Genomic DNA, 24,419 nt, shown 5'->3' with positions numbered 1-24,419 from the left:
TTAATATTTGGTGTTCAGTTACATCGCCTCGAAACTTAATTCCCTGTAACCTTACCTTTCGATTTTAGATGGTGCTACAGAGAGTTTTTCCTCATTCCCGTCAATAAAAAATTCGAACGGCTATAAGGAATATCTTAAGCAAGGTGACCTATCGTTACCTTTTTTTTGATGGCCTGAAAAAATTCTTCACCAAAAGGAAGATGGATGATAGTACAGCAAAAACGATGAAAAATACGATGAACCCCCAAAGACCTACCGCAGCATCTTGAAATTCCATATTCCCTCTGCTGGTAAGGGCTTGTTGTATTTCAATGGCAAATACTAAAACAACCATGACAGTAAAGGTATAAAGGAAAGAGAGTATCGTAATCCCAAAACGCATTCGGGAAATTAAATTAGATATAAATAACACGAACAAAAATATGATGATACCGATGATTCCCATTATCCAAAAATGCAGATCTTTGTCCGTTGCATTTGAATTTAATGTGTCACTCACAAAGAATAAAATGAAATCGTGAAGATTATTGACGACTTCCGCTAATATCTGGATGATTTCTTTCATTTTTCACACCTCCAATCCTTAGATTATAGCAGGTTATAAATCTATATAGAAGAGGGCTGGTTTTCAGGGGTGTAAAAGCTGACCTTACATTAACGTAATATGCGATCATAAACATGCTAAGGCGAGTATATCTTCTACTATGTAAGTGTTTCATTCTTTCGCGTTTTATTGGGAAACATAAGAAAAGCATAAGTGATGTCTTGGAAAGTCAAGACATGCAATGACAGCTAAATAAAGGTATAGTTAATGGTGAATAGATCAATCAAAATACATAGAAAAATAAAGAATAAGTTTTTTCATGGAAAGTAGGTGTACCTATTTCCAATATTTTAATGCCTATAGCGATCTTAGCGATGATTGTTTTGATCGGTTTCTTTATTTATAAGGTTAGTAAAGAATAATTTGTATGATCTTATCCTTACTCAATGTTTTCATGGTTGGAGGAAAAAAGAATGAATGATGTACATAATCATGTGTTAACGGTAATTGATTTTATGAAAACCGGACACAAAACTTGCTTTGTGAAAGTAATCGGTTTTGATGCTGAATCCGGACAGAGTTTTGAAGGCGAAGTTAAATTTGTCGGTGATTTGCCTTTTGGAGATTTGATTCATCCCGAACGGTCACATCTATCTTCTACTTGCAGGGAGTTTGTTCAGGGTGATTTGATGAACAGATATAGTCTGGGGCAGTTTGAATAAAGTGGTTGAAATTTTTATAGGGGATCTAACGAGGTGACATTTTTTACTTATTGTTTAAAATTGGTAAAATTCAGGGTATAAAGAATATGGTATGTATGAAACTTTTGTATGCCAAACTTCTCTTTTAACTGATAAAATAGCATATTTTTCCCTATTTAACTCTCGGACTATAATCCTTATAATGATAAATAAGAAAAATATGACAGTTAGTGTAGGAATATACTGTTTTTGAGGTGAGTTTCATGGTATATGCAGATATATTGAGTAATATACACTCTGCTATCTCCGGTAAAAAAGCTGATTTAAATGTGAAAATTGAACGTTTGGTAGATGCGAAAAACGATATTATAAGAGAACAGAGTATGTGCCTTAACGAGATCAGGAAAATAAAAGACCCTGAGCTAGGTGGCAGCTGGACAGGGCAGCGCTCAGATCATTTTCAGGAAGCCCGTCATGATGCCTATAATGTGATGTTCAGTATCATTCATGACGATTATGACGATTACCAATGGAAAATCGAAGCGATGATTACAAAGTTAAATGCCGAGAATACGCTTCTGAGCATAGCGGGGAATATAGCCCAAGAAGCCGACCACCTTTTAAGTAAAGGCGAAGAGGCATTTGAGCAGCTGGAAAGCAAAATATCAGATTTAAAAAGGCGGTTGTTTTAATGACGACAATCAAACTGAATCATCCTGCCGTAACGAAGCAAGTCGATCAGGTGAAGACGGCACTTGGTACAGTCACGCTCGGAAATCTGCCGGCAGGCGAACTTGGCAACAATAAATTGGAATTCACCTCGAAATGGATCGATCGGGAAACGAACCTGGAGAAGGTCTTTGAGCAATATATCAAAATCGTCCAGAAAAATGTTGAAGATACCCGTGCCAACATTGACTTATTAAAAGATCAGGATGAAGCCATCGCCCATACGTCTTCACATGGGTACCAGCCGCGATGAAAATATATGAAGCCAAGACATTGACGGCTGCAACTAAGTCGCGTGCCAAGCAATATGAAGAATTAAAGAAAGAAGTCGCAGCCCTGAAAAAGGAATTTCAGGGCATCGTTGGCTTGGATAATGAGTTTCAAGGGGCTGGTGCCACCGCCATCAAAAGCTTCTATGAAGCGCAAATCGAGGTGGCGGACGCCTGGATGGAACTTTTCACTACCCAGATCAGTTTTTTGGAAGGCATCCCGGCCAGCCTGGAAGAGGCGGATCTATCCGGAAATACGGTGGTCGAGGTTCCCTTTTTAGATGGCGAAGTCTCGACCGGCATTAACCAAGCGAAGTCGCTTGTCGATGAACAAGCGAGCGATCTTCAAAGGATCCTGAACAGCATTGACGATATCCTTCCTCTTGATATGTTCAACCAAAATGACTTTAATGAAAAAATCACGCTGGCCGGACAGAGACTGGATGACACCGTGACAAAGGTCGAGAATGTCGACCGGCAATTGGTCGAGGAATATGATGTGTCCGTCGGGCAGGAAAACGTGGCCGTTGGCTTATTCCGCGCCTTGCTTGATGCCACCAAACAGGACGGCAACGTTTCGCCGATGACGTTCAACCAATCGGCATTTAAGAATAGTGACGTCTATCAAGTGAAGGATGAAGTCGCCGGTCAGATGAAAGACTATCAGACCTTCAAAAAGGAACAAGCCGAAGCCCGGAAAATCGAACGCGAAATGGAAGAACTTGAAAACCGCCCATGGTATGAAAAAGCCTGGGATACCACAAAAACCTTTACAGGGGAATTCACGGGATATTATGATTCAATCAGGGCCTCAACCGGAGTCGATCCAGTAACGGGCCGTAAGCTGTCCGATGCCGAACGAATCGCCGCCGGCGCCATGGCAGCCGCTGGATTCATCCCCGTCGTCGGCTGGGCCGGCAGGGCCATCAAAGGCGGCAGCGCCCTATACAAAACGGCCAAAGGACTCAACGCAGCGAACCACGCACTCGATGCCTATAAAACGACAAAAGGCTTTAGCCTCCTCCAGAAAACCGAATACGGAATCTACGGACTCCTCGCAGCCAATGGCCTCGGCGAAGCGGTCACCGGCAAAGACATGTTCGGCAACCAGCTAACCGAGGAACAGCGCCAAAACGGCCTGTTGATGGCACTCGGAATCGGCGGTGTGGCAGGTGCTGCCAAGATCGCAGATAAAGTAGCGAGTGGTACAAAGTTCGTCCCTTACAGCAAGGAATTTGCGCAAAAGCAGGTTCAGAAGGCAAAAGTATTCGGCCGGCAAATCGGCAATGTGGAAGTACCTCTTCGTATCAGAGTCGAAGAGTTAGCCACGGCGTATGGAAACAACTTCAAGCATGTGACTTTTGATAAAACGACTATTAAGGATATTGTACAGAAGTTTGCGGTGAAGAGTGATGGTGGTAAGGGTACAGGCAAAGTAGTGCTAGCAAAAGGATCCATTGAAATTACAAAAGTGGAGTATGGAAAGCATTATACAAGAGAGCGAATGAAGAAAGTTTTAAAACCCAATATTGAATATACATCCCCTGGTGGTCATCTATATAAAACAGACGAAAAGGGTCGGATAACAAGTGTGGAAGGTTCTCTCGACTTAGGCAGTGGTAAACGAAACAATTATGCACAGCGGATTGCTGGAAGGGAAGATCGCTTGCCAGATGATCAAGGGGGCCACTTAATCGCTAGCATATTTAAAGGGTCTGGTCATCTAGACAACCTTGTTCCTATGAATGCCAACCTGAATATGGGAGAATGGAAAAAACTCGAAATATCTTGGGCAAAAGCTTTAGACAATATTCCTCCTAAAACAGTTGAAGTGAAAATTTATCCTGTGTATGAGGGAAGTTCAACTCGACCTACAAGTTTCGACATAGAGTATAAAATTGACGATGGTCGTTGGGAGTTAAGAACATTTGAAAATAGAGCAGGGGGATAAAAAATTGAATGAATCAAAACTAAATGATTATTATCAGAATATAGCTCAAACTGTAAATGAGATGATTCCAGAAGAATGGAGTAAAGTAATTTTGTATGGAGAAATTACTGAGGGGACAGGGACTGCGTTCTTTTTCTATCAGTCTAATATTAATGATACACTCATATATAGCCATGATATCCCTGAATTACATAGTATTAGTAGAAGGGAGTATAGAGATACATGGCGGAGGTTAATAAAGGCCTTAAAAGAATTATCAGATGAATTTAAAAATAATAATCAAGAACAATGGACCAATTTAACTTTTATTTTAGAAAGTAACGGTAAATTTAAGGTTGACTATGATTATGAAGATCTTTCAGATGCAGATGATCACGAAAGAAGGGTTATTTGGGAATATAGTCGATTAGGCCTTTTACCTGAATCTGAATATGATAAGAGTATTTTAGAAGAATACCTTAAGAAAGAATAATGGAGGATAAGAAAAGCATGTTCTTTTGTATGACCTTAACGGTAAAGTTAAGGTCTTTTGTCTTTTCATTGTTGAAATATGAATATGTATTATCTCACGTCATATCAAGTTCTTCAGATAATAGGTCATGAGGACTTAAATTCATTTAGATTTACTTCAAAAAAGTGGCTTAGAAAAAAGTAGCATGGGAAATTGTCCAGAATCACGTAAAATGAAGTAACTTACGTTCACGTCGAAAATTTTAGCTACTTGTCCACACCTTCCATCAGACCTTGCATATACAATAGTAAGGAGGGTGTTAGCATGGAGATAAATTGTTGTTTTGTAGAAAAATGTTTTGAGAACAATGACCCGAGTAAAGTATGGTACCCTGGAAAGCGTTGTAAATGTAAAAAATGCAAAAAAAGGGATCATCATTAATCTGTATGCCATTACACTACAGGGGCAGTCCTAGTGACTGTCCTTTTTTATTTAGTACGCATTACGAAATTGTGAGAGGGATAATAATTCATAAAAAACACTCAACCGAGATGGATGAGTGTTATTGAGCTAATCTTTATTAAGGATTTGTCGACTTTGCTGAATGATTTCATTATTTTTATTTATGGCTTCAACATTGTTTAACTTAACATGGTCATTGATCAATTCGTTATCTTCCATATATTCAAGTAACAATTCGACGGATTTATCCAACAATCTTTCTAATTTGATATCCCTTTCTTCTGCTAAACGAGTGAGCCTTTTATTTAAATGAGAAGCGAGTGATGATACAAATGGATCTCTTCCTTCGTTCATTTGCATTCCCCCTTCAGCTTTAATAGCTCCATTATATGATGGCAAGGTTTGGAAGGCAAAACTTAAGTGATTGAGATAGAGTTAATTTTACGGATTTACGTAATAAATAAAGAAGATTCTTTATAGAGTATATAATGGAGAGAATTAAATGAATGGGCGTGTGCTGATAGCTGTGGATGATTTTTGTGTAGTTCTCCTTCTAATTCTGTTTTTACTGTATAATAATAGTATATTTTACTTTTAGGAGAAATTTTCATGGACCATGCCAGTAGTTTAATCGGTCTTTTTGCAATCATACCAATTTTGTTTTATCTAGGACTTCTTGTTTTAAGTATTTATTTTGTCATTAAAGTGATAAAATTCATTAATGCTAAGACAAAATTAGATCAGGAAAGAAATGAAAAGCTGGATGAGTTGATAAGAGTTATTGGTAAGGGGAAAGAAGATCAAAATAGACCTCTATAAAAGTAAAAAGCACATTCCCTAAGGGTCGTGCTTTTTTTTTTACCTCATACTTAGATTTTCATAAATTTGAAATATAAAGGGATTTTATGATATGAAAAATAAGAAATTCGGGCGTTTTTTTGTAACGTCAAGGTAGTTGTACAAGCATTTCCTAATATGTGCCATAACATATTAGGAGGTGATTATATTGACAGTTAAATTAGAAACTTTAATGGATCGATCAGAAAAGAATATGGGGAGCGGGATACACCCAGTCGTTAAAGAAGCAGCATTGGAAATGGTTAAACGGGCATATCAAGAGGGAATTTTCGTGCAAATCAGTGCAGGTTATCGTTCTATGGAAGAGCAAGCTAAGTTGTATGGTCAAGGTCGCCTAGGTTATAGCTACAATGGAATAAACTATAGTGATTTATCGAAACCGGTCGTGACCAACGCGATGCCAGGTCAATCTTATCATAACTATGGACTAGCCATTGATTATTTCATAGTCAGTGATGATGGAAAGAATGCCATATGGACAGTTGATGCAAAATGGAGAAGGGCAGCGGCTATTGGTAAATCCTTGGGCTTTACTTGGGGCGGGGATTGGTCAAATTTTAAAGATTACCCGCACTTGGATATGACGGGCGGACTTTCTTATTCTCAGTTAAAAGCAGGAATAAAGCCTATTTTAATATCAAAAGTGAATGCAACCCCTCCACCGGTAACACAAGTTGAATCGGAAGTCATTGATAAAGACACACCTCCTAAGGACAGTGGCAATCCAACAATCAAGTCCATTCAAAAGACATTGAATAGCCGCTATAATGTGAAAATAGATGTGGATGGTTATTATGGTCAGAATACTAAAAAAGCGCTGATAAAGGGTTTCCAAACCGAATTGAATAAGCAATATGGTTCAAAGCTTATTGTTGATGGAATATGGGGACCTCAAACAAAAGCGGCTTCACCTAATGTGAGGGAAGGGGCAAAAGGGAATATCACCTATATCCTTCAAGCAGTACTTTATATGGAAGGGTATAATCCACATGGCATGGATGGTATCTTTGGGAGTGGAACGGAAACGGCGGTGAAGGCATTCCAACGGGCTGCAAGATTATCTGCCGATGGTATTGCTGGTGAAGATACATTTGCAAAACTATTCGGATGATATGAAATTGAGTTGAACCAAGATTGCCAAAATGATTTCAGATGACTGAAAGGGTCCATCATTTAAGAGGGGGCTTTTTTTGTTGGTCCTAAGAAAGATTGATTTGGATGGGTTATTTTTCACTATGAACTTGTTCATTTAATATCCCTATTTGTAAATCCTTGCTACCCTATTAAAAAGGAAGAAGTCACCTCTTATCTTGACTTTCAAACAATAAAATGAACGGATTCCTTTTTCATTGAAGAGCATTCAACATACTGTGTCGAACTACTCATATACAAAGGAAGCGCTTTCATTTATAATAATTTCAAGAATATGAAGCCGAAAGGTGTGTTCAATAAGGTGAGTAAACGCGAAGGTAATTTCTTGAAAGGTCTTTTGTTTGGTACATCTTTGAGCATACCGTTATGGATATCTTTTTTTGGATGGATAAAATTATTAATTAAGACTTTATTTTAAGAGCCTATATGGGGCTCTTTTTTAGTCGGACAATAGAGCAACCACACTAAGTGGGGTATGCTAATCTATTGTGAGGCAAAAGGAGTTCATGTTTATAACCGATGACACCACACGTACTCGATTAAATAATCGCGCGGTCATCTAATATAACATGGGCACTAGGCTACTTTAATATCGGACTGCTGATCGTTTTGACAGCGGCCTTTTTTGTGTTAATTGCCGGTGAGCAGAGGTGACTTAATATCGGCGCGCTCATCCGGGAGCATCCTTGCCGAAGAGAGTGAGGGGGGTAAAGGATACAAACGTGGCAAGATGAACCAATTCGTGGGCGGATGCGTATATATAATATAATATATTGGAAAAGGGGCGGTGCTTTTATGCGATTTTGGAAACAGGTTTTTAGACCTCAGGTTTCAGTCGGTGTATTGGCAGGCGGTCACGTATTAACCGATCATGTAGAAGGCAAAAAACTCGTTAATAAAATGTCGATAATGAAGGGTAGAGAGCCAGGCCAGGTTAAGGTCACAACGGCATTTGGACAGAAGCACTTCACACTTTCACGGATTGAGTGGGAACAAAGTCAAAATCGTAACGGTGCTAAAACTAAAAGCAACACAATTCTAAGTACAGCACTTGTAGGGTCAGTCGGTGCAATCACAGATGTAGCTGTCCGAGCAATGAAAAAAGACACTTCGAATGCGTATATTTATTTGATCGACGAAGACGGCGAGGAGAATGAAACCCTCATTCAGTGCACAAAGGATCAATTTAAGCAAGTATCCCGCATAGCTTACTAACTTCGGCCAATAAGGCGAAAGTTGGAAAGAAGGAAGACAATATGAAAAAAAAAATTATTAACTATTAAAAGCAAGGGTATGTAGTTTCATCAAAAGAATATTTGGATTTGTAGTACAAACAGACAGAGAGAATGCTTTTATTATTCCCTCTGTCTGTTAAGAATGCTCTAGAAACCTTTTGTATGACTGTTATTGGTAACAGAATGCTCAAATACACGTTTTAATTTCCTTTCAAACCTTTCTGTTAATCCGCTCCACGATCTCCATCAAATCTTTAAGCCTATCGAATTTCATCGGCGGAACACCTTTATCGAAGTGGATCATATCGGCTTCAATCATCAATATATACTTCCCGAGAATTTTCCCTGAAAGGTTGCTATCGCCGAAATCTGCCAAGAGTCCTTTGGCGGACATACTCCAAAGCTTCATACGGTGTTCGGCTTGCTGATAACATTCTCCATCGGTATGCTGTAATCTTACTTTAATATAATGATTTTGAAATACTTTCAGTCGTTTTTAACAATAAAGAGATATGTTGTTCCATCGATTCTTTATTCCATCGAAAGACTGGCCCTGAAATAGAAATAGCCCCAATGACTTTCCCTTTTGCACCGAATATAGGTGCTGATAATGCAGCTACGTTCTTCGTGATTTCTTCCTCATTTATTGAATAACGGTTATTTACAATCGTTTCCAGTTTCTGTTTAAGTATTTTTCTTTCTTCCTCTGGAAGAATGCTTAATACCTGTGCTTGTAAACCTTCACTAAGGAATGCCAAAATTACACGTCCGCTTGAGCCAAGATGTAGGGGAATCCTATTACCCACCCCTGCTCTTCTACTTATTTCCTGATTACTTACATGTTCAATTACACACATCCTGATCATGCTCGTTAACATATAAAAGCCTACCGTTTCCTGAGTTTCGTCTCTTAATTTAATTAATTGCGGATCAATTATAGAGATAAAAGGTACATCGGTCATTATTTTATTTGCATAATCAATAAACACCGTACCAAGTGAGTATTTTTTTGATTCTATATCTTGGAATACCATACCGTCCATTTTCAACGTAGTAAGCAGACGATGGGTGATAGGGGGAGAAATATTAAGGTTTTCGCTGATATTTTTAACTCCTTGTGGACCAGGTGTTTCATTTAAAAAATTGATAATTTTGATTGCGCGCTGCACCGTAGACGAAATCTTCGTGTTCATAAATAAAATCCTCCAAGTAAAATTCCATAATAAAATGATTATTAAAAATATTATATCATAGCAAGGAAATGGGCCAGTTATTGAGATGGATTAGTTTCCTTTGTCCCTGCAATCATTAAAGGGGATGCTCCAAAAAGACAACGAAAAGTGAAGTGTTGTGCACTTTATTCTTCTATTAAAATGTAGTATGAACTGTCGGAAGTATCGGGATACAGGTGCCTGGTACTGGTTGTATTATCGTCGATGATAACAAACAAAAACTGCCACCGAAGTGCATTGGGGAATTATTAATAAAAGTCCACAAGTAATGAAAGGTTATTGGAACAATGAGCAAGAAACATACAACTCATTACAAAATGGACGGCTTACACTGGTGATTTAGCCATGATGGACGAAGACGGTTATTTTTACATCGTCGGACGAAAAAAAGAAATGATTATTGTTGGCGGCTTTAATATTTATCCTCAGGGAGTTGAGGGTGTCCTATATGAGCATCCAGATGTGAAAGAGGCAGCAGTAGTCGGTATTCCAAACCAAGAAAATGGAGAAACCGTAAAAGCTTATGTTGTTCCAAAAGATGGATGCCAAATCGATTTAGACGGATTAAGAGATCAATGCTATCTTAAGCTAACACGTTACAAAGTGCCAAAGGAGTTTGAAATTCGTGATTCATTACCCCGGAACACAGTGGGGAAGTTACTAAAAAGATTACTAGTTCAAGAGGAACAAGAGAAAGAAGCGAGAGAGAATGCAAATTGAAAATCTCAAAAATAGCGGTAATGGGCTAAGAAACAAATGTATCGCAAATCGCCATGATATGTGCAATGAGGGGATATTCGGTTGTTGTATATGATATAAACGATGAAAATCTAAAAAAGACAAAGGAGTCGCTCCAACATCATATGGATGGAAGAATACGAAAAGGAGGATTAATTGATGAAGAAGTAAATGATGTATGTTGGCAGAATGACTTTTTCTTCATCGTTTGAGGAGATGAAAGATATAGAGGAGTCAAATAATGTAAAACAAAAGAGCAGGGGCGGATCGTGCAAGAAGTATAAAAAGAGGCGTTTGAAATAAAGCCTTCTGACATTTTGTAATTAAAAGGTGGCTGAAAATATTTAAATCTATTAGATGCTGCTCACAGGGCAGTTGTTAAAGCTTTCGATGTACCCGAAAAAGATCGATATCAAATTGTTCATCAGCATCCTGTACATGAATTAATAATTGAAGATACCGGGTTAGGTTTTGAGAGAAGTAAGAACATAGTAGTAATAAGTGTAACTAGTAAGCAAAGAAGGGAAGATCAGAAGCAAAATTTTTATAAAGTTTTGGTTCAAGAGTTGGGAGAAAATTGTGGAATAGAACCAAAGGATATTATGGTTTCAATTGTTACCAATGTGGATGCTGATTGGAGCTTTGGACTAGGAGAAGCCCAATTTTTAAATGGTAAATTATAAATGAAATTCTCTTAAATCCTTTGTATGTTAATGAAACGGTTGTTCTAGGTTATGGATGGGTGAGGGAGGACGAATAAAAAAAGCCCACGAATAACGTGGACTAACACGGACCGATACTATCAATCCTTACGAAAACAGCCCTATTAAAAATAGTAAATAAAGAAGGAATTCTATTAATAAGAATTCCTTCTTTATTTACTAATTGTTAAGAAATGATTTTTCGAAAAATTCCAGAAGGTACTCTAGAGTGATTGGATCACTGTAGGTGGATGCTTTACTATTTATTTCAAATATACGATCGTTCTTAACTGCAGGTATATTTTTCCACGTGTCGGTCTCCACAAACGAATTAACAACATCTGGATTTTTACTAAAGATAATATAATCTCCAGTATACTCAGGAAGCACTTCCGATGAGAGGACATAAATGCCGGATTTAAGTGCCTTTTCTTTTACTTTTTCAGGCATTTTTAAATGCATTGCTTGATACAATATTTCTGTTCCCCGTGCATAATTATTTCCAAAAACATAAAACTCCTTAGCATCATTTTCAATTACAGAAACGGTTGCATCTTCACCAATTTTTGCTCGTATGGCTTCTCCTGCGGATTCTGCACGCTCTTTGAAATCATTAACCCAGTCTTTTGCTTCCTTTTCTTTGTTTAAGAGTTTACCGATTTCTACTTGCTGTGATAAATAATCTAATTTTCCCCAAGTGTATACTACAGTAGGGGCAATTTCATTTAGTTTATCAATATTTTTCATCTCAGATCCCGCTATGATTAGGTCCGGTTCCAGTTCAATGATTTTCTCCAAGTTATCTTCTGATACGACTTCCACTCCCTTTAGTCTTTCTTTAAAAAGGGGATTCATATTAGTCCATTGATCAATGCCAACGATATTACCCTCTAAAGCCAAAACATTAGGTCCATTGGAGAGAGCAATTATTCTTTTTGGATTTTTAGGAATCTCAATTGGGCCATTTTCAGATTGATACATAACTGTTTCTTTTTTAGTCTTGGATGCATTATTTTCGTTCCCTGTCTCGTTGTTCCCACAAGCACTAAGAATAAGTATGAACAAGAGTAGGAATGGAATGAATAGCTTTTTCATATTGATTTTCTCCTTGCTAATTTTAGTATGTAATTAATAATGATAGTCATTTTCAATGACTACTTCAAATATTAATGGTAATGATAATCATTGTCAATGATTATCGTTAGATTGGTGAACTATATGAAGTAAGGACTTTTAAGTAGGTATATGGATAAAGGTGATTATTCAAAATTCAACGAAAGAGTCGAGGGATAATTCCTCGGCTTTTTGTTGAATAAAGTAGGCAAATTTCAGTGGTTTATAACGGTGTTCTTTTAATTTTATTTCAGATCAATTGCTTAAAATCAAAATTATGAGTGGATAGTTGAGGAAACTATAAAGTGAAAATTAAGGCACAAAAGAAGGGTTCAACATTTAAGGTATACGCCCAAGACAAATGAAGCAAGAGTAAGAGCAAAACAATGAAGGTAAGCTACGTTTAATTGGGATTATATTTGGATCTGAGTAGGGAAGAAAACGTTTTACTCCTAAAGTATTACTTTGTATTAACTCTCTTTTTTAGCTTTGTTTTTAACTACCATAATCGTACTAGATACTGACTCTTTCTTTATGCAAATCTTATAGAACAAATATGAATTTTTATAATTTGATCTTATTAGACTAATTTGCATGTATATTCTATTGGATTAATAAACAAAGAGAGTATACTTTAAAGGTGTAGCTGAATAAGAGGAGTGGTGGATTAAATGGTGAAAATTCGTAAGGCTTTATTTTATGAAGTAGAAATGATTCGTGAACAGAGAGTGAAGGCCTATGAAGAACATGCTCAAAGCATTCCTGAAGGGCACTGGGATGCTCTGAAGAAATCTATATCGTCAGTTGCCGATGAACAGAGTGATGTTGAACTTCTAGTTGCTGATTTAGATGGGGAAGTGGTAGGTAGTGTTGCTTTGTTTCCTGCGAAATCAGATGCCTACAAAGGACTTGTTGACATGTTAGATTATCCTGAGATAAGAATGCTTGCAGTCACACCACAGGCACGACACAAAGGTGTTGCAGAGGCATTAATTAAAGAATGTATTCGTCGAACAAAAGTAAACGGTTCACAGTACATTGGCTTACATACCGCAGATTTTATGAAGACGGCTATGCGATTGTATGAACGTATGGGCTTTGTACGATTGCCGCAATTCGATTTCCAACCTGCTGATGATGGTATCATTGTGAAGGCGTATCGACTTTATCTATCGAATGAATAGGGGCAAAAAACAATCACCTTATAATAAGGTGATTGTTTTTTGATTGTAGAATAACAAATGAATGACATGCCAAGAGTTAATCATCTAAGCGAGAAAACGACAATGAAGAAAGAATGTGTTTCATAACATAATGTTTAGTCATAAACGAAAAGACAGTAAGCAAAATATAATCTCACTGTCTTTTTTGATTTAATATATTAGGTGTCCTTAATCATAAGAGCATAAAATGATAACAATTTTGATCATACAAACGATTACATACTCTTAAATGGCTCTGTTTTAATGATCACAATTCATCACCAGTCCTTAAACCTTCCTACTAATCCGCTCCACAATCTCCATCAAATCATCCGGCCTGTGAAATTCAATAGAAGAAACACCTTTATCGAACTCTATTGTATCGGATTCAATCATTAATACATACTTCCCATTAATCTTACCTAAATGGATACTATCCCCGAAATCGGCTAATAGTCCTTTGATAGATGTACTGGCCAAGCTTCATTCGCAGCTCGGCTTCAGGTGTATGTTCGACAATCTGGGCTGTGGCTTCGACGACTTGGGGGGGTTCAAGGCGTTCCTGGATTTCCCTTTTGTCGCTCGTTTCCTTTTGAATAAGTTGCTAGAATTTTTCTTGAATAATCAGATAATAAATCGCCTTTTTTTTGTGTAGCATGACAAAAGAATGAACCAAGCTGTCTGAAATTGCATTAAATATATTAACAATGAAAAGAGGTGAATTATATGTCTGGTTCTAGTTCTAAATCTGTTGATGTAGTTACGATTCTTTGGGAAAGAGCTTCGATAATACCTTTAGCTCAGCGTACAATTGTACAAGCTACAGTGATTGGAAGTGCTGCTCCTTGTGCTAACAATTTAGATCCTGGTGATTCCTACAGAGCTGCTGTACGTTGTTTACTTGGAAATAGATTTGTACAAGTATTGAACCTTGACTTCGGGCTAACCGGAGTTGCCGTGTTCATCCGTTTATTCTAGGATATTAATTGGGGGACAAAGTATTTTTGATTTAAAATACTTTGTCTTTTTTATAAATACACAAAAACCACCAGTCATTAAGATTGGTGGTTTTATTAATTTTACTAATACATGAATGTTAAGAAGGAAGCGGAACATTATCTTAGTGAATTTCTAGCTGGTGTTGATCCGATTAAATTACCTTTTGATCAATTTATTCAAGACTTGTCGATTCAAATGAAATTGAATGTAGCGGTAGTACATATCAAAACTTATATTAGCTTTAATAATTCGGAGGTGGAGGTTTGTGGCAAGTGTTGATGAAGTTATTTATCGTTCTGATACTAATGAAGTGAAAGTCAATGTAGAATCTATGTCAGCAAAAGATTACGAGGAGAAGTACAGAGAGAATTTGTATTGCGCTTTTACAGGGTGTGAGGCAAAAATGAGTTATGTATATGATAGTAAATTAAATCGTGGCTATTTTAGGAACTGGAGGCATGAACAGCATTCAGCCGATTGTGATTATTTTACTGCTAATGTAAAAAGCAAATCTGGGTCGTATAAAGAGGGAGAAGTATTTGGTATTTTAACAAAGAAGCAAAAGTATGCATCTTTGGATAGAGCATTTGACTTGTTATCGATGACAGAGGAAGAAAAAAATGAGAGAAGAAAAGAAGAAAAAAACCAAAAAAAGAGAAAACTGTCGATACTAGTCCGAAGCCTGATACAAAAGTAGTACTTGATTTAAGTGATGAAAGTACAGTTTCGAAGGTTGACGATGAAGTCAAACCAAGATTGGGGAGCAGTAAAACAGCTGATAGATTAAACGATACAGATTTAAGAAAAACCAAAACTGTTTTAGAGTATATGATAGTGAGAGCTTAAAAATAGATAGAATGATTTTGTTATCCAGCTGCATTTTATTCTCTAGGTAGGTCTTCTTAAACTATTCCACTATAAATATTAAAAGGAAATGCTTTTATTGAGCGTTTCCTTTTTTGAATTTTTATATTTTGCTTGTATAGAACTTTAATAGGAAAAACCACTCTGCTTTTTTGTAAGCTGAGCGGCAAAAATAATAATTTCATTAAATGGAAGCCTTAAAACAAAACCACTAAGACCTTGATTTTTTATTTTTTATGGTCACAACCGTGGTCACATTTTTGGTCACAAACCCTCTTTTTAACGTTAATTTCGTGGTCACAAATGTGGTCACATAAACCCTTGCAATCGTATATATTTCAATACTTCTAGCATTGACAAAGCATACAAAAGCCAATATAAAACTCTTCAAAATTCTCCAAAACCAATCTACTTCCTACTAATCCGTTCCACAATCTCCATCAAATCATCCGGCCTGTGAAATTCAATAGGAGAAACACCTTTATCGAACTGTATCGTATCGGCTTCTATCATCAATACATACTTCCCATTAATCTTCCCTAAATGAATGCTTTCGCCGAAATCGGCTAGAAGTCCTTTGACAGACGTACTGCCAAGCTTCATTCGCAGTTCGGCTTCAGGTGTATGCTCGACAATCTGGGCTGTGGCTTCGACGACCTGGTGCGTTTCAAGGCGTTCTTGAATTTCACGCTTATCGCTTGTTTCCCAGATTTCCAGGTCCTGTTCGAATTTGTGCAGTTCGTCACTGTTTTCTTCGAATTGTGCGGATACATGTTCATGAACCATGTGGATGACCTGGTTTTTCATGATTTCAGGCATCGATTCACCATATTCGACGAATTTCAAGAAGTCCTCGAAGTAGCGGGCATGTGAGGCCTGGTGGATTTTCAGTTCGGCTTCTTCGACCATTCCTTCTTCGGGCATGTAGGGGTATTGAATCGATTTCATATTTTTTGTGGTTATCGCCATTTCAACGTGCCTGATCAAAGTCCGTTCATCCGAGATGGAAGCAACCTTTGGTTCGAAATCACATTTTAACAAGAATACGAATGGCTCATCAAAATACTTTGTTAATTTTGCAGATGCAATGAGGAATACACCGCCACGGACGGCACTTGTGTCAATATAAGACCTTGTGAATTGTTCATTTTCCTGCTGGAACTCTTCTTTCGATTTAGCATAGCGAACACGGTTAAATACATTGTAATTAGGGTTGGAATCAAGTGCATGTCCTCCTTCGACAATAAAAGAACCGATTTTCGTCGGTATTTGTTCCGTTTTTGGATGACGGTCCACTTTTCTTTTGGAAATCTTCATCAATTCCCCATCCAAAAAATCCTTTAGAGGACTTTCTTCGTATTCTACAGCATCTAGAGTTTGAAAATGTTTAAATCGCTTATCAGCCTGTTCGCCTTTTCCTTCGACTTGAATTAAATAAAAAGACAGATAGTCAATCGTAAAATCCATGAATGTCACCTTCTCTAATTATTAAGCATATTTCCCGTACTTTTTTTAAGACTTAATAAGTATAGAGATGTACTTTGATTCCGTCAAACTATTGGTGTGTGAAGGATTAGATAAATATTGGTTTATTATTTCGTGAAAATAAAGATAGAGAAATAAATATTCATTGTAAATAGTGTTAGAAATTTTCAAAGCTCACCAAATCGATCTATTGAACGCATGGGAAAGATTCCAAAGTATCAAATGGAATAGTCAAGGCCTGCGTATTTGATTGTAATGACAATTAACTCATTGATCTCTAGAGGTACGAAATAAACGACTAGAATCAATAACATAATGGTCGTTATTAAAGTGTGGGTTGTTTCAGACTATGGACAAACTCGATAATAATTGAGTTTGTTTACAGTTTTTTTAGGTTTTTACAATTTGACCGTTTGTGTTTGTAGACAAAAAGGGTTCTACCAAATGTTAAAACAAGTTGATGGAACGGAAGGTACGAGACTCCTGCGGAAAAGCGCGTCCAAGGGAGACCCCGCAGGCGCATCCCGGACCGCCCGCGGAAAGCGAGTGCCTGGAGCGGAATTCAACACCTCTCAGGAGTGTTGTTTTTTGTTTGAGCGTATTTGGTTCAAAACAATTGTGTGAAATCATCTGCATTAGAGGGAAATTTATCAAATTAGATTAAGATTAACAGGTAGTATGTCGAAATATTATATATGGATAGAAAAATTGGAGGGCATTTCAATAATGAAAAGTATATGGAGAAATAAAAAAAATATAGATTTAATAGACTATATGCAATTTAAGGAACAAGTCGGGATAAACATCATGGATTATCCGAGCGTATTATTTCAAGTCGATATGATCCATTTAACGATTGGGGATTTATGTATCATTCGTTCTTTGCAAGACAAAGTAAAAGAACATTTAACCCAAATCGTTGATAATTTTTATAAAAATCTAGAAAATGAATCCTCGTTAATGAAAATCATATCAGATAACAGTTCCGTTGACAGGTTGAAAAAGACGTTGCATCGTCATATGTTCGAAATGTTTAGCGGAAACATTAATGATGCGTATATTAAACAGCGTTACGTTATCGCACATGGACATGTGCGAATTGAACTGCAGCCAAAATGGTATATGAGTGCTTTTCAAGATTTACTGCAATCAATAATCATTTATGTGATTTCCAATATAAAGGATATTGAGCAATATCAGAATCACATTCTGGCCGTCACAAAAATTTTCAATTTAGAGCAGCAAATAGTTTTAGAGGCGTATGAGCTTGAAAATGAAAGGATTCGTCAAAAAAACTTAGAAGAAAAAGAAACGATAAAACTGCAGGTGAATCATAATGCAGAAGAATTGGCAGCAATCAGTCATGAAACAAGTTCAGCTACTCAATTAATGGCGAATAAGGTAGTAGAAATTCACGACTTTACTCAAAAGGGGTCAGAGATTGCCATAGTTGCAGAGGGAAAATCAATAGAAGGAGTAAAGCTATTACAAGGATTAGAGCAGAGATTGGTTAAAACGCAAGAGCAAATGACGATCATTTCCAAGGATATGGAACAGCTGGCCAAGACCTCAAAGGAAATTGAGCGAATCGTAACGATTATCACATCAATTGCAGATCAAACTAATTTGTTGGCATTGAACGCAGCGATTGAAGCGGCGAGAGCAGGGGAAAATGGTAAAGGCTTTGCGGTTGTTGCGGGAGAGGTAAGAAAGCTTTCCGAAAATACCAAGGAATCAGTTTCAGAAGTAGTGAAACTGGTTAGTGGCATTGCTCATTTTACCAATGTTATGAATTCATCAATCTCTGTGGTTAGCGGGGAGATTACTAAAGGCACGCAACAAGGAAAAGAAACGGGCATATTTTTTACCGATATAGCACATGCCATGCTTTCAGTAAAAGAGCAGAATATAAATATCACCAAAGAAATGACAGAACTGAATGATATATTCGATGAAATTAACGAAGCGTTCAATCAAGTGGCCATTTCCTCGGATCAACTGACTCAAACGACGATGAACTTGTAGGGTAGAAAGGGGTTTCGTGATATTTAATATTTTATTAAACAACTCGATAGAATATTTTGTTGAAAAATCCTCAAAAAGGTTTTTAGAACAAAACCAAGCTCTTTTTAAATAGCGCTTTGCAATTTGAGTTGTGATGTCGAAATCAACCATTTTAATAATTCTCTTGAAATTACAAAGGGGAAATGTTATATTAATAAAGCGATGAGCTAATTTGTGTAAGTCGAAGAACATGCTTTTAGCTAAACGTCGGGATGTGGCCTGACGGTTCTATGCCTCAAACGCATCAAAGACGCCTGCTGCGTGCAGGCGTCTTTTTCATGCTTTATTTTATCGATTCTTTTCTTGCCGCTTGAACGTCATCCTTGAATTCCTCTTGAATTTCTTCTGTTATTCCCTTGGTTGCATCCTTAAACTCCCTAAGTGAGTTGCCGACTGCGCGTCCGATTTGTGGTAGCTTATTCGGTCCAAAAACGATTAAAGCTACAAGAAGGATTAAAATTAAACCGGGAAAACCAATGTTTGAAAGCATAACTAGTCACTCCAATCAAATCTGTTAGTTCATATTATAGACTCCTGACAAGTATTTGCAAATGTTATTTACTATTTATTGTAAGGTTTAACAGCTGAAATTATACTTCGGTTTAAGCGGATCTCTACTAGCTAATTTTGTACATTGATTTAGGGAGAGAAAGTGAGCACTTGCAGAGAGCCACACGATTGGATTGAACCATTTAATAGAGAGATTCGCCATATGTAAAGATTGGGCATCCAACTATTTTCCTTAACAAGCATATAGAATAACATGAAAAAAAACTTGCAAGATTGAAGGAAGTTAGGTATTATAACTATACAAGCTGCGTTGTTCGTAATGATAATTAAGTTTTAACCTTTAAGCTGTAATAGGGAGTTTTACATTGAAAGAGGAATGTTATGCCTCGTCACTGACTTGGACAACAGGATTTTTTCTGCAAACACCCACTTTGAGGAGTGGTGGTTTAAAACTTTCTTACTTGAATACGGCAATGGCGGCTTACATATTTAGAATTAGAAACCAATTCCGATAAGGAATTGGTTTTTTGTTTTTTCAAAGAAAATGGATATATATAAGGATGTTATCGAAAATCATGATTCCTTGTAATAATCCTGGATTCAGTATATCTTTCAAACGGGTTATTGTAAGGCTTTATGATTTATGAAAAAATTTTGAAAGTTTTTATTGATATATCTGATAATTGCCTATTATAATAATAATTAGATAACTTAGTTCACTATTTGTATAAAAAAGGGTGATTAGATTATATTTTTTTAGGATTTTTCGTAAGCGCTATCATTTGGATGGAATTACTACAGTCACCTTGAGAGGAGAAAATTATATGGCTAGGATTAACACGACCGAGGTAATTAGTAACAGTAAATTTAACCGCTTTCATTTTGGGTTGCTGGCATGGTGTTTCATAATTATCCTTTTCGATGGCTATGACCTTGTCGTTTACGGAACGGTCGTCCCGGTATTGACGGAGGAGTGGAACCTTACTTCTGTGGAAGCGGGTGCTATGGGCAGCTACGGTCTATTTGGAATGATGTTCGGGGCGATTTTCTTTGGTACCTTAGCAGATCGGATTGGCAGAAAAAACGTTATTGCGATATCACTGATTTTATTTAGTTTATTTACTCTATTATGTGGCTTTGCGAATACGCCCACAACGTTTTCTACTTTCCGATTTTTGGCGGGATTAGGGCTAGGGGGGATCATGCCGAACGTCATTGCGTTATTGACGGATTATGCACCGAAAACGATGCGGAGCATGGTCGTTTCGATCGTTTTATGTGGATATTCATTTGGGGGGATGCTTGCCCCGATACTCGGTATTCTGCTTATGCCGATATTAGGATGGGAGTCAATATTTTGGTTTGCAGGAATACCATTATTATTTTTACCCTTCATGATGAAACGTTTACCAGAGGCTTCGACGCATTTGGTCAGAATTAACAGCAAAGAGGAATTAATCGGAATATTATCCAAGGTCAGTCCGGATAGCAACTTCGATATTAATGATGAAATTGTAGAAGTGAAAAAAACGGATTCCAATATGCCGATGGTTGGATTATTTAAGGACTCCCGCGCTCTAAGCACGTTGATGTTCTGGATTGCCTTTTTCATGTGCCTATTGATGGTATATGGTTTGAATACATGGCTTCCAAAGCTAATGATCGAGGCAGGGTATGCCCTGAATTCAAGCTTAGGTTTCTTGATCGTTCTTCAAGGGGGAGCCATCGTAGGTACGCTGATCATCGCTAAACTATGTGATCGATATGGATCTAAAAAAATGCTTGTGCCGATGTATGCGCTTGGGGCAGTCAGCTTGACACTATTGGGAATGGGCGGAAGTTCTTTCGTGATTTACACGTTGGTGGCGATCGCGGGAGCCTGTACCATTGGCGCCCAAAACCTTATCCAAGCTTATGTATCACAGTACTATCCACCAAACATTAGATCGACGGCACTAGGAGTGGCATCTGGGATCGGAAGGATTGGCGGTATGCTTGGACCCATACTTGGTGGATTTTTACTGTCCATCGCGCTACCCATCCAATTGAATTTCATTGCCTTCGCTATTCCAGGTCTTATTGCCGCTATCGCTTTATCATTCGTTCCAGTGAAAATGGCTTATTATAAAAATGGTCATGCGGAAACAGATGAAGAAATAGGGGTAGAGTCCAATAAAGTGAATGTATTATAAAAATCAAATGCATGAAATGTCTTGCAAGGTTATCCTTGCTGTCATTTCATGCACCTTTGTTTTAGACGGCATTCCTGAGGCAATCAACCTATCGTTCTAAGCGGAAATTACGAAAATTGACTACAAACGGATTGAATAAAAAATAGTTTCAATTATGAAATATACGAGAAAAATTGCTTAAATGTTCATATCTTCGGTATTCGTATCACTCCATTTTATTATGAATAATGTTAGAATGAGGTTACGGATAAATTAATTCCTCCTTGAAATGGAGCGAACTAGAAATTAATCTCACCTTTTGAGAGGAGTCATTACTTTGAAAATTTTAAAACATTTTATTTTTTGGTCATGCATTATAGGGGTTTTATACTCTATGATTTATTTCTTTATAGCGGACATTCCGTTATATATAAAATTGCTAGGCGGAGCCATTATCCTTTACCTTGGTTTTGATCTAATAACTGAATCAAAGAAAAGAAAGAGGAAAGAAGCATTGGAAGCTTAATCCATATAATCGTTAAAAGCCCTCTTTGAAAAGAGGGCTTTTTTTTGCGCTGAAAAATGTATAACTGAGTACTTAGAATATGAAATATTGGTAAGTGTAGCTACTTATCATAAATTTTGAATAGTATAAAGGACATTTCCCTCAATGATAAGAGTTTTTTTGTTGGATTATTGCGGCCGATGCCTTTGATTATTGGCAATATACTAAAAATTAAGTTGAAATCTAGTGAATTTAGTTCTATATATGTATAATTCATTATCGGTTGACATTTTTATGTTCTGATTGCCATTGCAGGAGGTACGACAACAGGTACACAAATCGTAACGAATGCATATGTTTACCAGAATTATCCGAATGATATCCGTTCTACAGGTGTCGGCAAAATTGGCGGGATACTCGCTCCCACTTTCTGTGGGGTCCTGCTTGATATGAAGTTGTCATTGCAAGCCAATTTTTTAGCTTTTGCCATTCCATGCATCATTGCAGCAGTGGCGATTTGGTTCATTAATCAGGCAGGAAAAGAAATTGATATAATGTAGACCGAGGCTGAATCACTGTATGAAAATGTTTAAATACGCGAATAGCTGATTTCCTTGTTGAATGGAAAAATATCCAATGGAGAACTTGGTAATCTGAAGATACTAGGAAATGAGAAGTACGCCCAAACAACAAATTGGGATTCTGGTAAAAGAAATTAAAGGGCATAAGGCCCTTTTTTTAGTGTCTAGGACCCCATATAATGACTGACACTCCGACCAAACAGATTGCAGCTCCAATCCAATCATTAAATCAGGGGTTTTCTTATCGATGCCCCATCCCCATAAAACTGATAAAACAATGAAAACCCCGCCATATGCAGCATATACACGTCCAAAAGTAGGGAACGTTTGGAAAGTCGCGATGATGCCGTATAACACCAACCCGAAACCTCCGGCTAAACCTAGATAAATGGATTTTCCTTCTCTTAACCAAAGCCAAATAAGGTAACCTCCGCCAATTTCGGCTAGACCAGCCATAAGGAAAATTACAGTAGTAACTAACATATATGTATCCTCGCTTCCTGGTTGAATTTTATCATATTGAAACGGAAAATGATCATGCTTGGCAGTGTCTTAAATATAATCCTTTTTCAAAAATGGGGGCATCTCCGGTAAAGTATGTGCATAATCCTTCTATAAAAGAGAGTTATTTTGACTTTCAAAGGGACTCTATAGCCCGCATATTCATCTATTAAGATTTTAGCTTTTAAAAAGATTAAGGCATTATTATCTTTTAGCTCTAACCTGGATTGCAATTCAGTTGCAAAGGGTATTATACCTAAAAATAAACTATAGTAATCTAGTTGAGGAGTTGCATCCATGAAATCGCGAACATTTGCATACATGTTGGCCATACTTCATTCAAGTATTGTCGGTCTATCTTTCTTATTTACGAAAATGGCCATTGCTGAATCGGATCCGCTGGATACTTTGGCGTTTCGATTCACCGTTTCTTTCGTCATCATTTCATTGCTTGTCGCCGCAAAAGTCATTAAGGTGAACTATAGCTGGGAGTCAGTTAAAAACCTGGTTCCGCTTTCACTGTTATTCCCAACTCTTTTCTTTGCTTTTCAAACTTTTGGACTTAAGTACTCGCAATCAACCGATGCAGGGATATTATCTGCCGTCACACCGATTCTAACCTTGATGATAGCTGGATATTTCTTGAAGGAGAAAACAACTTTATATCAAAAGCTTTCGATTGTTTTGTCGGTGGTGGGGGTCATTTTTATTTTTGTGGTGAAAGGGAGCACAATCAATTTTTCCGACATGCTTGGTATGGTGCTGATCCTGTTTTCCTGTATCGCAACCGCATGTTATACAACAATGACCCGTTCACTTGCCAAGGACTATACACCAGGTGAAATGTCCTTTTTCATGATGGGAACGGGCTTTGTCATTTTTAATGTGGCTGCACTCGTTTCCCATATAAAGCAAGGAACGATGCTGGAATTCTTTTCACCATTGTCGAGCACGGAATTCATCAGCTCCATATTGTATTTGGGAATATTGGCTTCATTGGTCACATCGTTATTATCGAATACGATTTTATCAAAAATCAAAGCGTCACAAATGAGTGTTTTTGCAAATCTTTCTACGGTAGTAACGATTGCTGCGGGAGCTTTCATTCTTAATGAACAGATAACAATCTATGATATAGCCGGGTCCATACTAATCATTTTAGGTGTTGTAGGCACGAATTATTTTGGACGGAAGAAAGAACATTCCATAAAAGTGAATCTTGAATATAACGGGGAGCAAAGTGTGAAATGAATAAAAAAGGTCCATCCTTGAGGTGAAGTGAACCCAAAAAGTTAGACACTTTATTTAATTAGGCAGCCTTGAGGGCATGAATCCGGTAATCTACCGGGCTCATGCCTTTTAATTTTACCTTGATTCGTTGATGATTGTAGTAATGGATAT

Annotated in this window: 26 protein-coding genes, 1 other RNA gene and 2 pseudogenes; 19 read left to right on the top strand and 10 right to left on the bottom strand. The window is 37.3% G+C overall.

The window, feature by feature from the left end:
* Positions 1 to 154: 154 nt before the first annotated feature.
* On the bottom strand, positions 155 to 565 hold the full coding sequence (locus LQ203_RS04815) for a hypothetical protein (RefSeq protein ID WP_230156216.1): 411 nt from the start codon (positions 563 to 565) through the stop codon (positions 155 to 157).
* A gap of 452 nt (positions 566 to 1,017) precedes the next feature.
* Between LQ203_RS04815 and LQ203_RS04810 the strand changes: the two genes are divergently transcribed.
* The 5 genes from LQ203_RS04810 to LQ203_RS04790 all read left to right on the top strand — a co-directional run bounded on the left by LQ203_RS04810 (position 1,018) and on the right by LQ203_RS04790 (position 4,666).
* Complete coding sequence (locus LQ203_RS04810; protein WP_230156213.1) at positions 1,018 to 1,266, top strand: hypothetical protein; 249 nt, start codon at positions 1,018 to 1,020, stop codon at positions 1,264 to 1,266.
* Positions 1,267 to 1,508: 242 nt separating this feature from the next.
* Complete coding sequence (locus LQ203_RS04805; RefSeq protein WP_230156211.1) at positions 1,509 to 1,937, top strand: DUF5082 family protein; 429 nt, start codon at positions 1,509 to 1,511, stop codon at positions 1,935 to 1,937.
* Positions 1,937 to 2,227 (top strand): YwqI/YxiC family protein, encoded by a 291-nt coding sequence (locus LQ203_RS04800; RefSeq protein WP_230156208.1) that lies wholly within the window; start codon positions 1,937 to 1,939, stop codon positions 2,225 to 2,227. Before LQ203_RS04805 ends, LQ203_RS04800 begins: the two co-directional genes overlap by 1 nt.
* Complete coding sequence (locus LQ203_RS04795; RefSeq protein WP_230156206.1) at positions 2,224 to 4,194, top strand: T7SS effector LXG polymorphic toxin; 1,971 nt, start codon at positions 2,224 to 2,226, stop codon at positions 4,192 to 4,194. The genes LQ203_RS04800 and LQ203_RS04795 overlap by 4 nt, the downstream gene beginning before the upstream one ends.
* Complete coding sequence (locus LQ203_RS04790) at positions 4,172 to 4,666, top strand: antitoxin YezG family protein (protein ID WP_230156204.1); 495 nt, start codon at positions 4,172 to 4,174, stop codon at positions 4,664 to 4,666. Before LQ203_RS04795 ends, LQ203_RS04790 begins: the two co-directional genes overlap by 23 nt.
* Before the next feature lie 549 nt (positions 4,667 to 5,215).
* Here the strand turns inward: LQ203_RS04790 and LQ203_RS04785 are convergent.
* Positions 5,216 to 5,461, bottom strand: a complete 246-nt coding sequence (locus tag LQ203_RS04785) for a hypothetical protein (protein WP_230156202.1) — start codon at positions 5,459 to 5,461, stop codon at positions 5,216 to 5,218.
* Positions 5,462 to 5,716: 255 nt separating this feature from the next.
* Here LQ203_RS04785 and LQ203_RS04780 point away from each other — a divergent pair, with 255 nt between their 5' ends.
* From LQ203_RS04780 to LQ203_RS04770, 3 genes are all read left to right on the top strand, one after another.
* Positions 5,717 to 5,926, top strand: a complete 210-nt coding sequence (locus LQ203_RS04780) for a hypothetical protein (RefSeq protein ID WP_230156199.1) — start codon at positions 5,717 to 5,719, stop codon at positions 5,924 to 5,926.
* A gap of 187 nt (positions 5,927 to 6,113) precedes the next feature.
* Complete coding sequence (locus tag LQ203_RS04775; RefSeq protein WP_230156197.1) at positions 6,114 to 7,076, top strand: peptidoglycan-binding protein; 963 nt, start codon at positions 6,114 to 6,116, stop codon at positions 7,074 to 7,076.
* A gap of 836 nt (positions 7,077 to 7,912) precedes the next feature.
* Positions 7,913 to 8,332, top strand: a complete 420-nt coding sequence (locus LQ203_RS04770) for a hypothetical protein (RefSeq protein WP_230156195.1) — start codon at positions 7,913 to 7,915, stop codon at positions 8,330 to 8,332.
* Positions 8,333 to 8,563: 231 nt separating this feature from the next.
* Here LQ203_RS04770 and LQ203_RS04765 read toward each other — a convergent pair whose 3' ends face one another.
* Positions 8,564 to 8,818 carry a DUF3898 domain-containing protein gene (locus tag LQ203_RS04765; protein WP_290370536.1) on the bottom strand — a complete coding sequence of 85 codons (255 nt, stop codon included), beginning with the start codon at positions 8,816 to 8,818 and terminating at the stop codon, positions 8,564 to 8,566.
* A complete protein-coding gene (locus LQ203_RS04760) occupies positions 8,814 to 9,545 on the bottom strand; it encodes an IclR family transcriptional regulator (RefSeq protein ID WP_230156193.1) in 732 nt (243 codons plus the stop codon). The genes LQ203_RS04765 and LQ203_RS04760 overlap by 5 nt, the downstream gene beginning before the upstream one ends.
* Before the next feature lie 384 nt (positions 9,546 to 9,929).
* Here LQ203_RS04760 and LQ203_RS04755 point away from each other — a divergent pair, with 384 nt between their 5' ends.
* The 3 genes and pseudogenes from LQ203_RS04755 to LQ203_RS04750 form a co-directional block, all read left to right on the top strand.
* Positions 9,930 to 10,304, top strand: a complete 375-nt coding sequence (locus LQ203_RS04755; RefSeq protein WP_230156192.1) for a hypothetical protein — start codon at positions 9,930 to 9,932, stop codon at positions 10,302 to 10,304.
* A gap of 53 nt (positions 10,305 to 10,357) precedes the next feature.
* The gene (locus LQ203_RS27645; protein ID WP_356713889.1) at positions 10,358 to 10,534 is read left to right on the top strand and encodes a 3-hydroxyacyl-CoA dehydrogenase NAD-binding domain-containing protein; all 177 of its coding nucleotides are present in this window, start codon (positions 10,358 to 10,360) and stop codon (positions 10,532 to 10,534) included.
* Between the two features lie 138 nt (positions 10,535 to 10,672).
* A pseudogene (locus LQ203_RS04750) lies at positions 10,673 to 11,005 on the top strand (tautomerase family protein); the annotation flags it as partial.
* Between the two features lie 198 nt (positions 11,006 to 11,203).
* Here the strand turns inward: LQ203_RS04750 and LQ203_RS04745 are convergent.
* Entirely contained in the window at positions 11,204 to 12,118 is a 915-nt protein-coding gene (locus LQ203_RS04745; protein ID WP_230156190.1) for an iron-hydroxamate ABC transporter substrate-binding protein, read from the bottom strand.
* A 689-nt stretch (positions 12,119 to 12,807) separates the two neighbouring features.
* Here LQ203_RS04745 and LQ203_RS04740 point away from each other — a divergent pair.
* Complete coding sequence (locus LQ203_RS04740) at positions 12,808 to 13,320, top strand: GNAT family N-acetyltransferase (RefSeq protein WP_230156188.1); 513 nt, start codon at positions 12,808 to 12,810, stop codon at positions 13,318 to 13,320.
* 306 nt (positions 13,321 to 13,626) lie between these two features.
* Here the strand turns inward: LQ203_RS04740 and LQ203_RS04735 are convergent.
* Positions 13,627 to 13,921, bottom strand: a pseudogene (locus tag LQ203_RS04735) (DUF3898 domain-containing protein); the annotation flags it as partial.
* Between the two features lie 143 nt (positions 13,922 to 14,064).
* Here LQ203_RS04735 and LQ203_RS04730 point away from each other — a divergent pair.
* Both LQ203_RS04730 and LQ203_RS04725 read left to right on the top strand, forming a co-directional pair.
* On the top strand, positions 14,065 to 14,316 hold the full coding sequence (locus tag LQ203_RS04730) for a hypothetical protein (RefSeq protein WP_230156185.1): 252 nt from the start codon (positions 14,065 to 14,067) through the stop codon (positions 14,314 to 14,316).
* A gap of 286 nt (positions 14,317 to 14,602) precedes the next feature.
* Entirely contained in the window at positions 14,603 to 15,034 is a 432-nt protein-coding gene (locus LQ203_RS04725; protein WP_230156182.1) for a hypothetical protein, read from the top strand.
* 575 nt (positions 15,035 to 15,609) lie between these two features.
* Here LQ203_RS04725 and LQ203_RS04720 read toward each other — a convergent pair.
* A complete protein-coding gene (locus LQ203_RS04720; protein ID WP_230156179.1) occupies positions 15,610 to 16,668 on the bottom strand; it encodes a DUF3900 domain-containing protein in 1,059 nt (352 codons plus the stop codon).
* Positions 16,669 to 17,412: 744 nt separating this feature from the next.
* Between LQ203_RS04720 and LQ203_RS04715 the strand changes: the two genes are divergently transcribed.
* Positions 17,413 to 18,711 (top strand): globin-coupled sensor protein, encoded by a 1,299-nt coding sequence (locus LQ203_RS04715; protein WP_230156177.1) that lies wholly within the window; start codon positions 17,413 to 17,415, stop codon positions 18,709 to 18,711.
* Positions 18,712 to 19,033: 322 nt separating this feature from the next.
* Here LQ203_RS04715 and tatA read toward each other — a convergent pair whose 3' ends face one another.
* Positions 19,034 to 19,240, bottom strand: coding sequence for a twin-arginine translocase TatA/TatE family subunit (gene tatA, locus LQ203_RS04710; RefSeq protein WP_230156174.1), 207 nt, complete (start codon positions 19,238 to 19,240; stop codon positions 19,034 to 19,036).
* 319 nt (positions 19,241 to 19,559) lie between these two features.
* Between tatA and ssrS the strand changes: the two genes are divergently transcribed.
* The 3 genes from ssrS to LQ203_RS27430 all read left to right on the top strand — a co-directional run bounded on the left by ssrS (position 19,560) and on the right by LQ203_RS27430 (position 21,957).
* Positions 19,560 to 19,747: non-coding RNA, 6S RNA (ssrS, locus tag LQ203_RS04705), on the top strand.
* Positions 19,748 to 20,084: 337 nt separating this feature from the next.
* A complete protein-coding gene (locus LQ203_RS04700) occupies positions 20,085 to 21,452 on the top strand; it encodes an aromatic acid/H+ symport family MFS transporter (RefSeq protein ID WP_230156171.1) in 1,368 nt (455 codons plus the stop codon).
* Between the two features lie 373 nt (positions 21,453 to 21,825).
* Positions 21,826 to 21,957 carry a hypothetical protein gene (locus tag LQ203_RS27430; protein ID WP_290370524.1) on the top strand — a complete coding sequence of 44 codons (132 nt, stop codon included), beginning with the start codon at positions 21,826 to 21,828 and terminating at the stop codon, positions 21,955 to 21,957.
* Positions 21,958 to 22,598: 641 nt separating this feature from the next.
* Here the strand turns inward: LQ203_RS27430 and LQ203_RS04695 are convergent.
* Positions 22,599 to 23,000: a YnfA family protein gene (locus LQ203_RS04695; protein ID WP_290370523.1), complete on the bottom strand. Its 402-nt coding sequence runs from the start codon at positions 22,998 to 23,000 to the stop codon at positions 22,599 to 22,601.
* Positions 23,001 to 23,315: 315 nt separating this feature from the next.
* On the opposite strand from LQ203_RS04695, the gene LQ203_RS04690 reads away from it, so the two are divergent.
* Complete coding sequence (locus LQ203_RS04690) at positions 23,316 to 24,269, top strand: DMT family transporter (RefSeq protein ID WP_230156168.1); 954 nt, start codon at positions 23,316 to 23,318, stop codon at positions 24,267 to 24,269.
* Between the two features lie 58 nt (positions 24,270 to 24,327).
* Here the strand turns inward: LQ203_RS04690 and LQ203_RS04685 are convergent.
* Positions 24,328 to 24,419, bottom strand: a 92-nt coding sequence (locus tag LQ203_RS04685) for an IS3 family transposase (protein ID WP_230156708.1), incomplete at its 5' end; no start/stop codon positions are given.

It is taken from the genome of Peribacillus sp. Bi96 (assembly GCF_918698115.1).
GTDB lineage: Bacteria > Bacillota > Bacilli > Bacillales > DSM-1321 > Peribacillus.
Note: the sequence above shows the minus strand (reverse complement) of the source record. Positions and strands in the feature narration are given on the sequence as shown.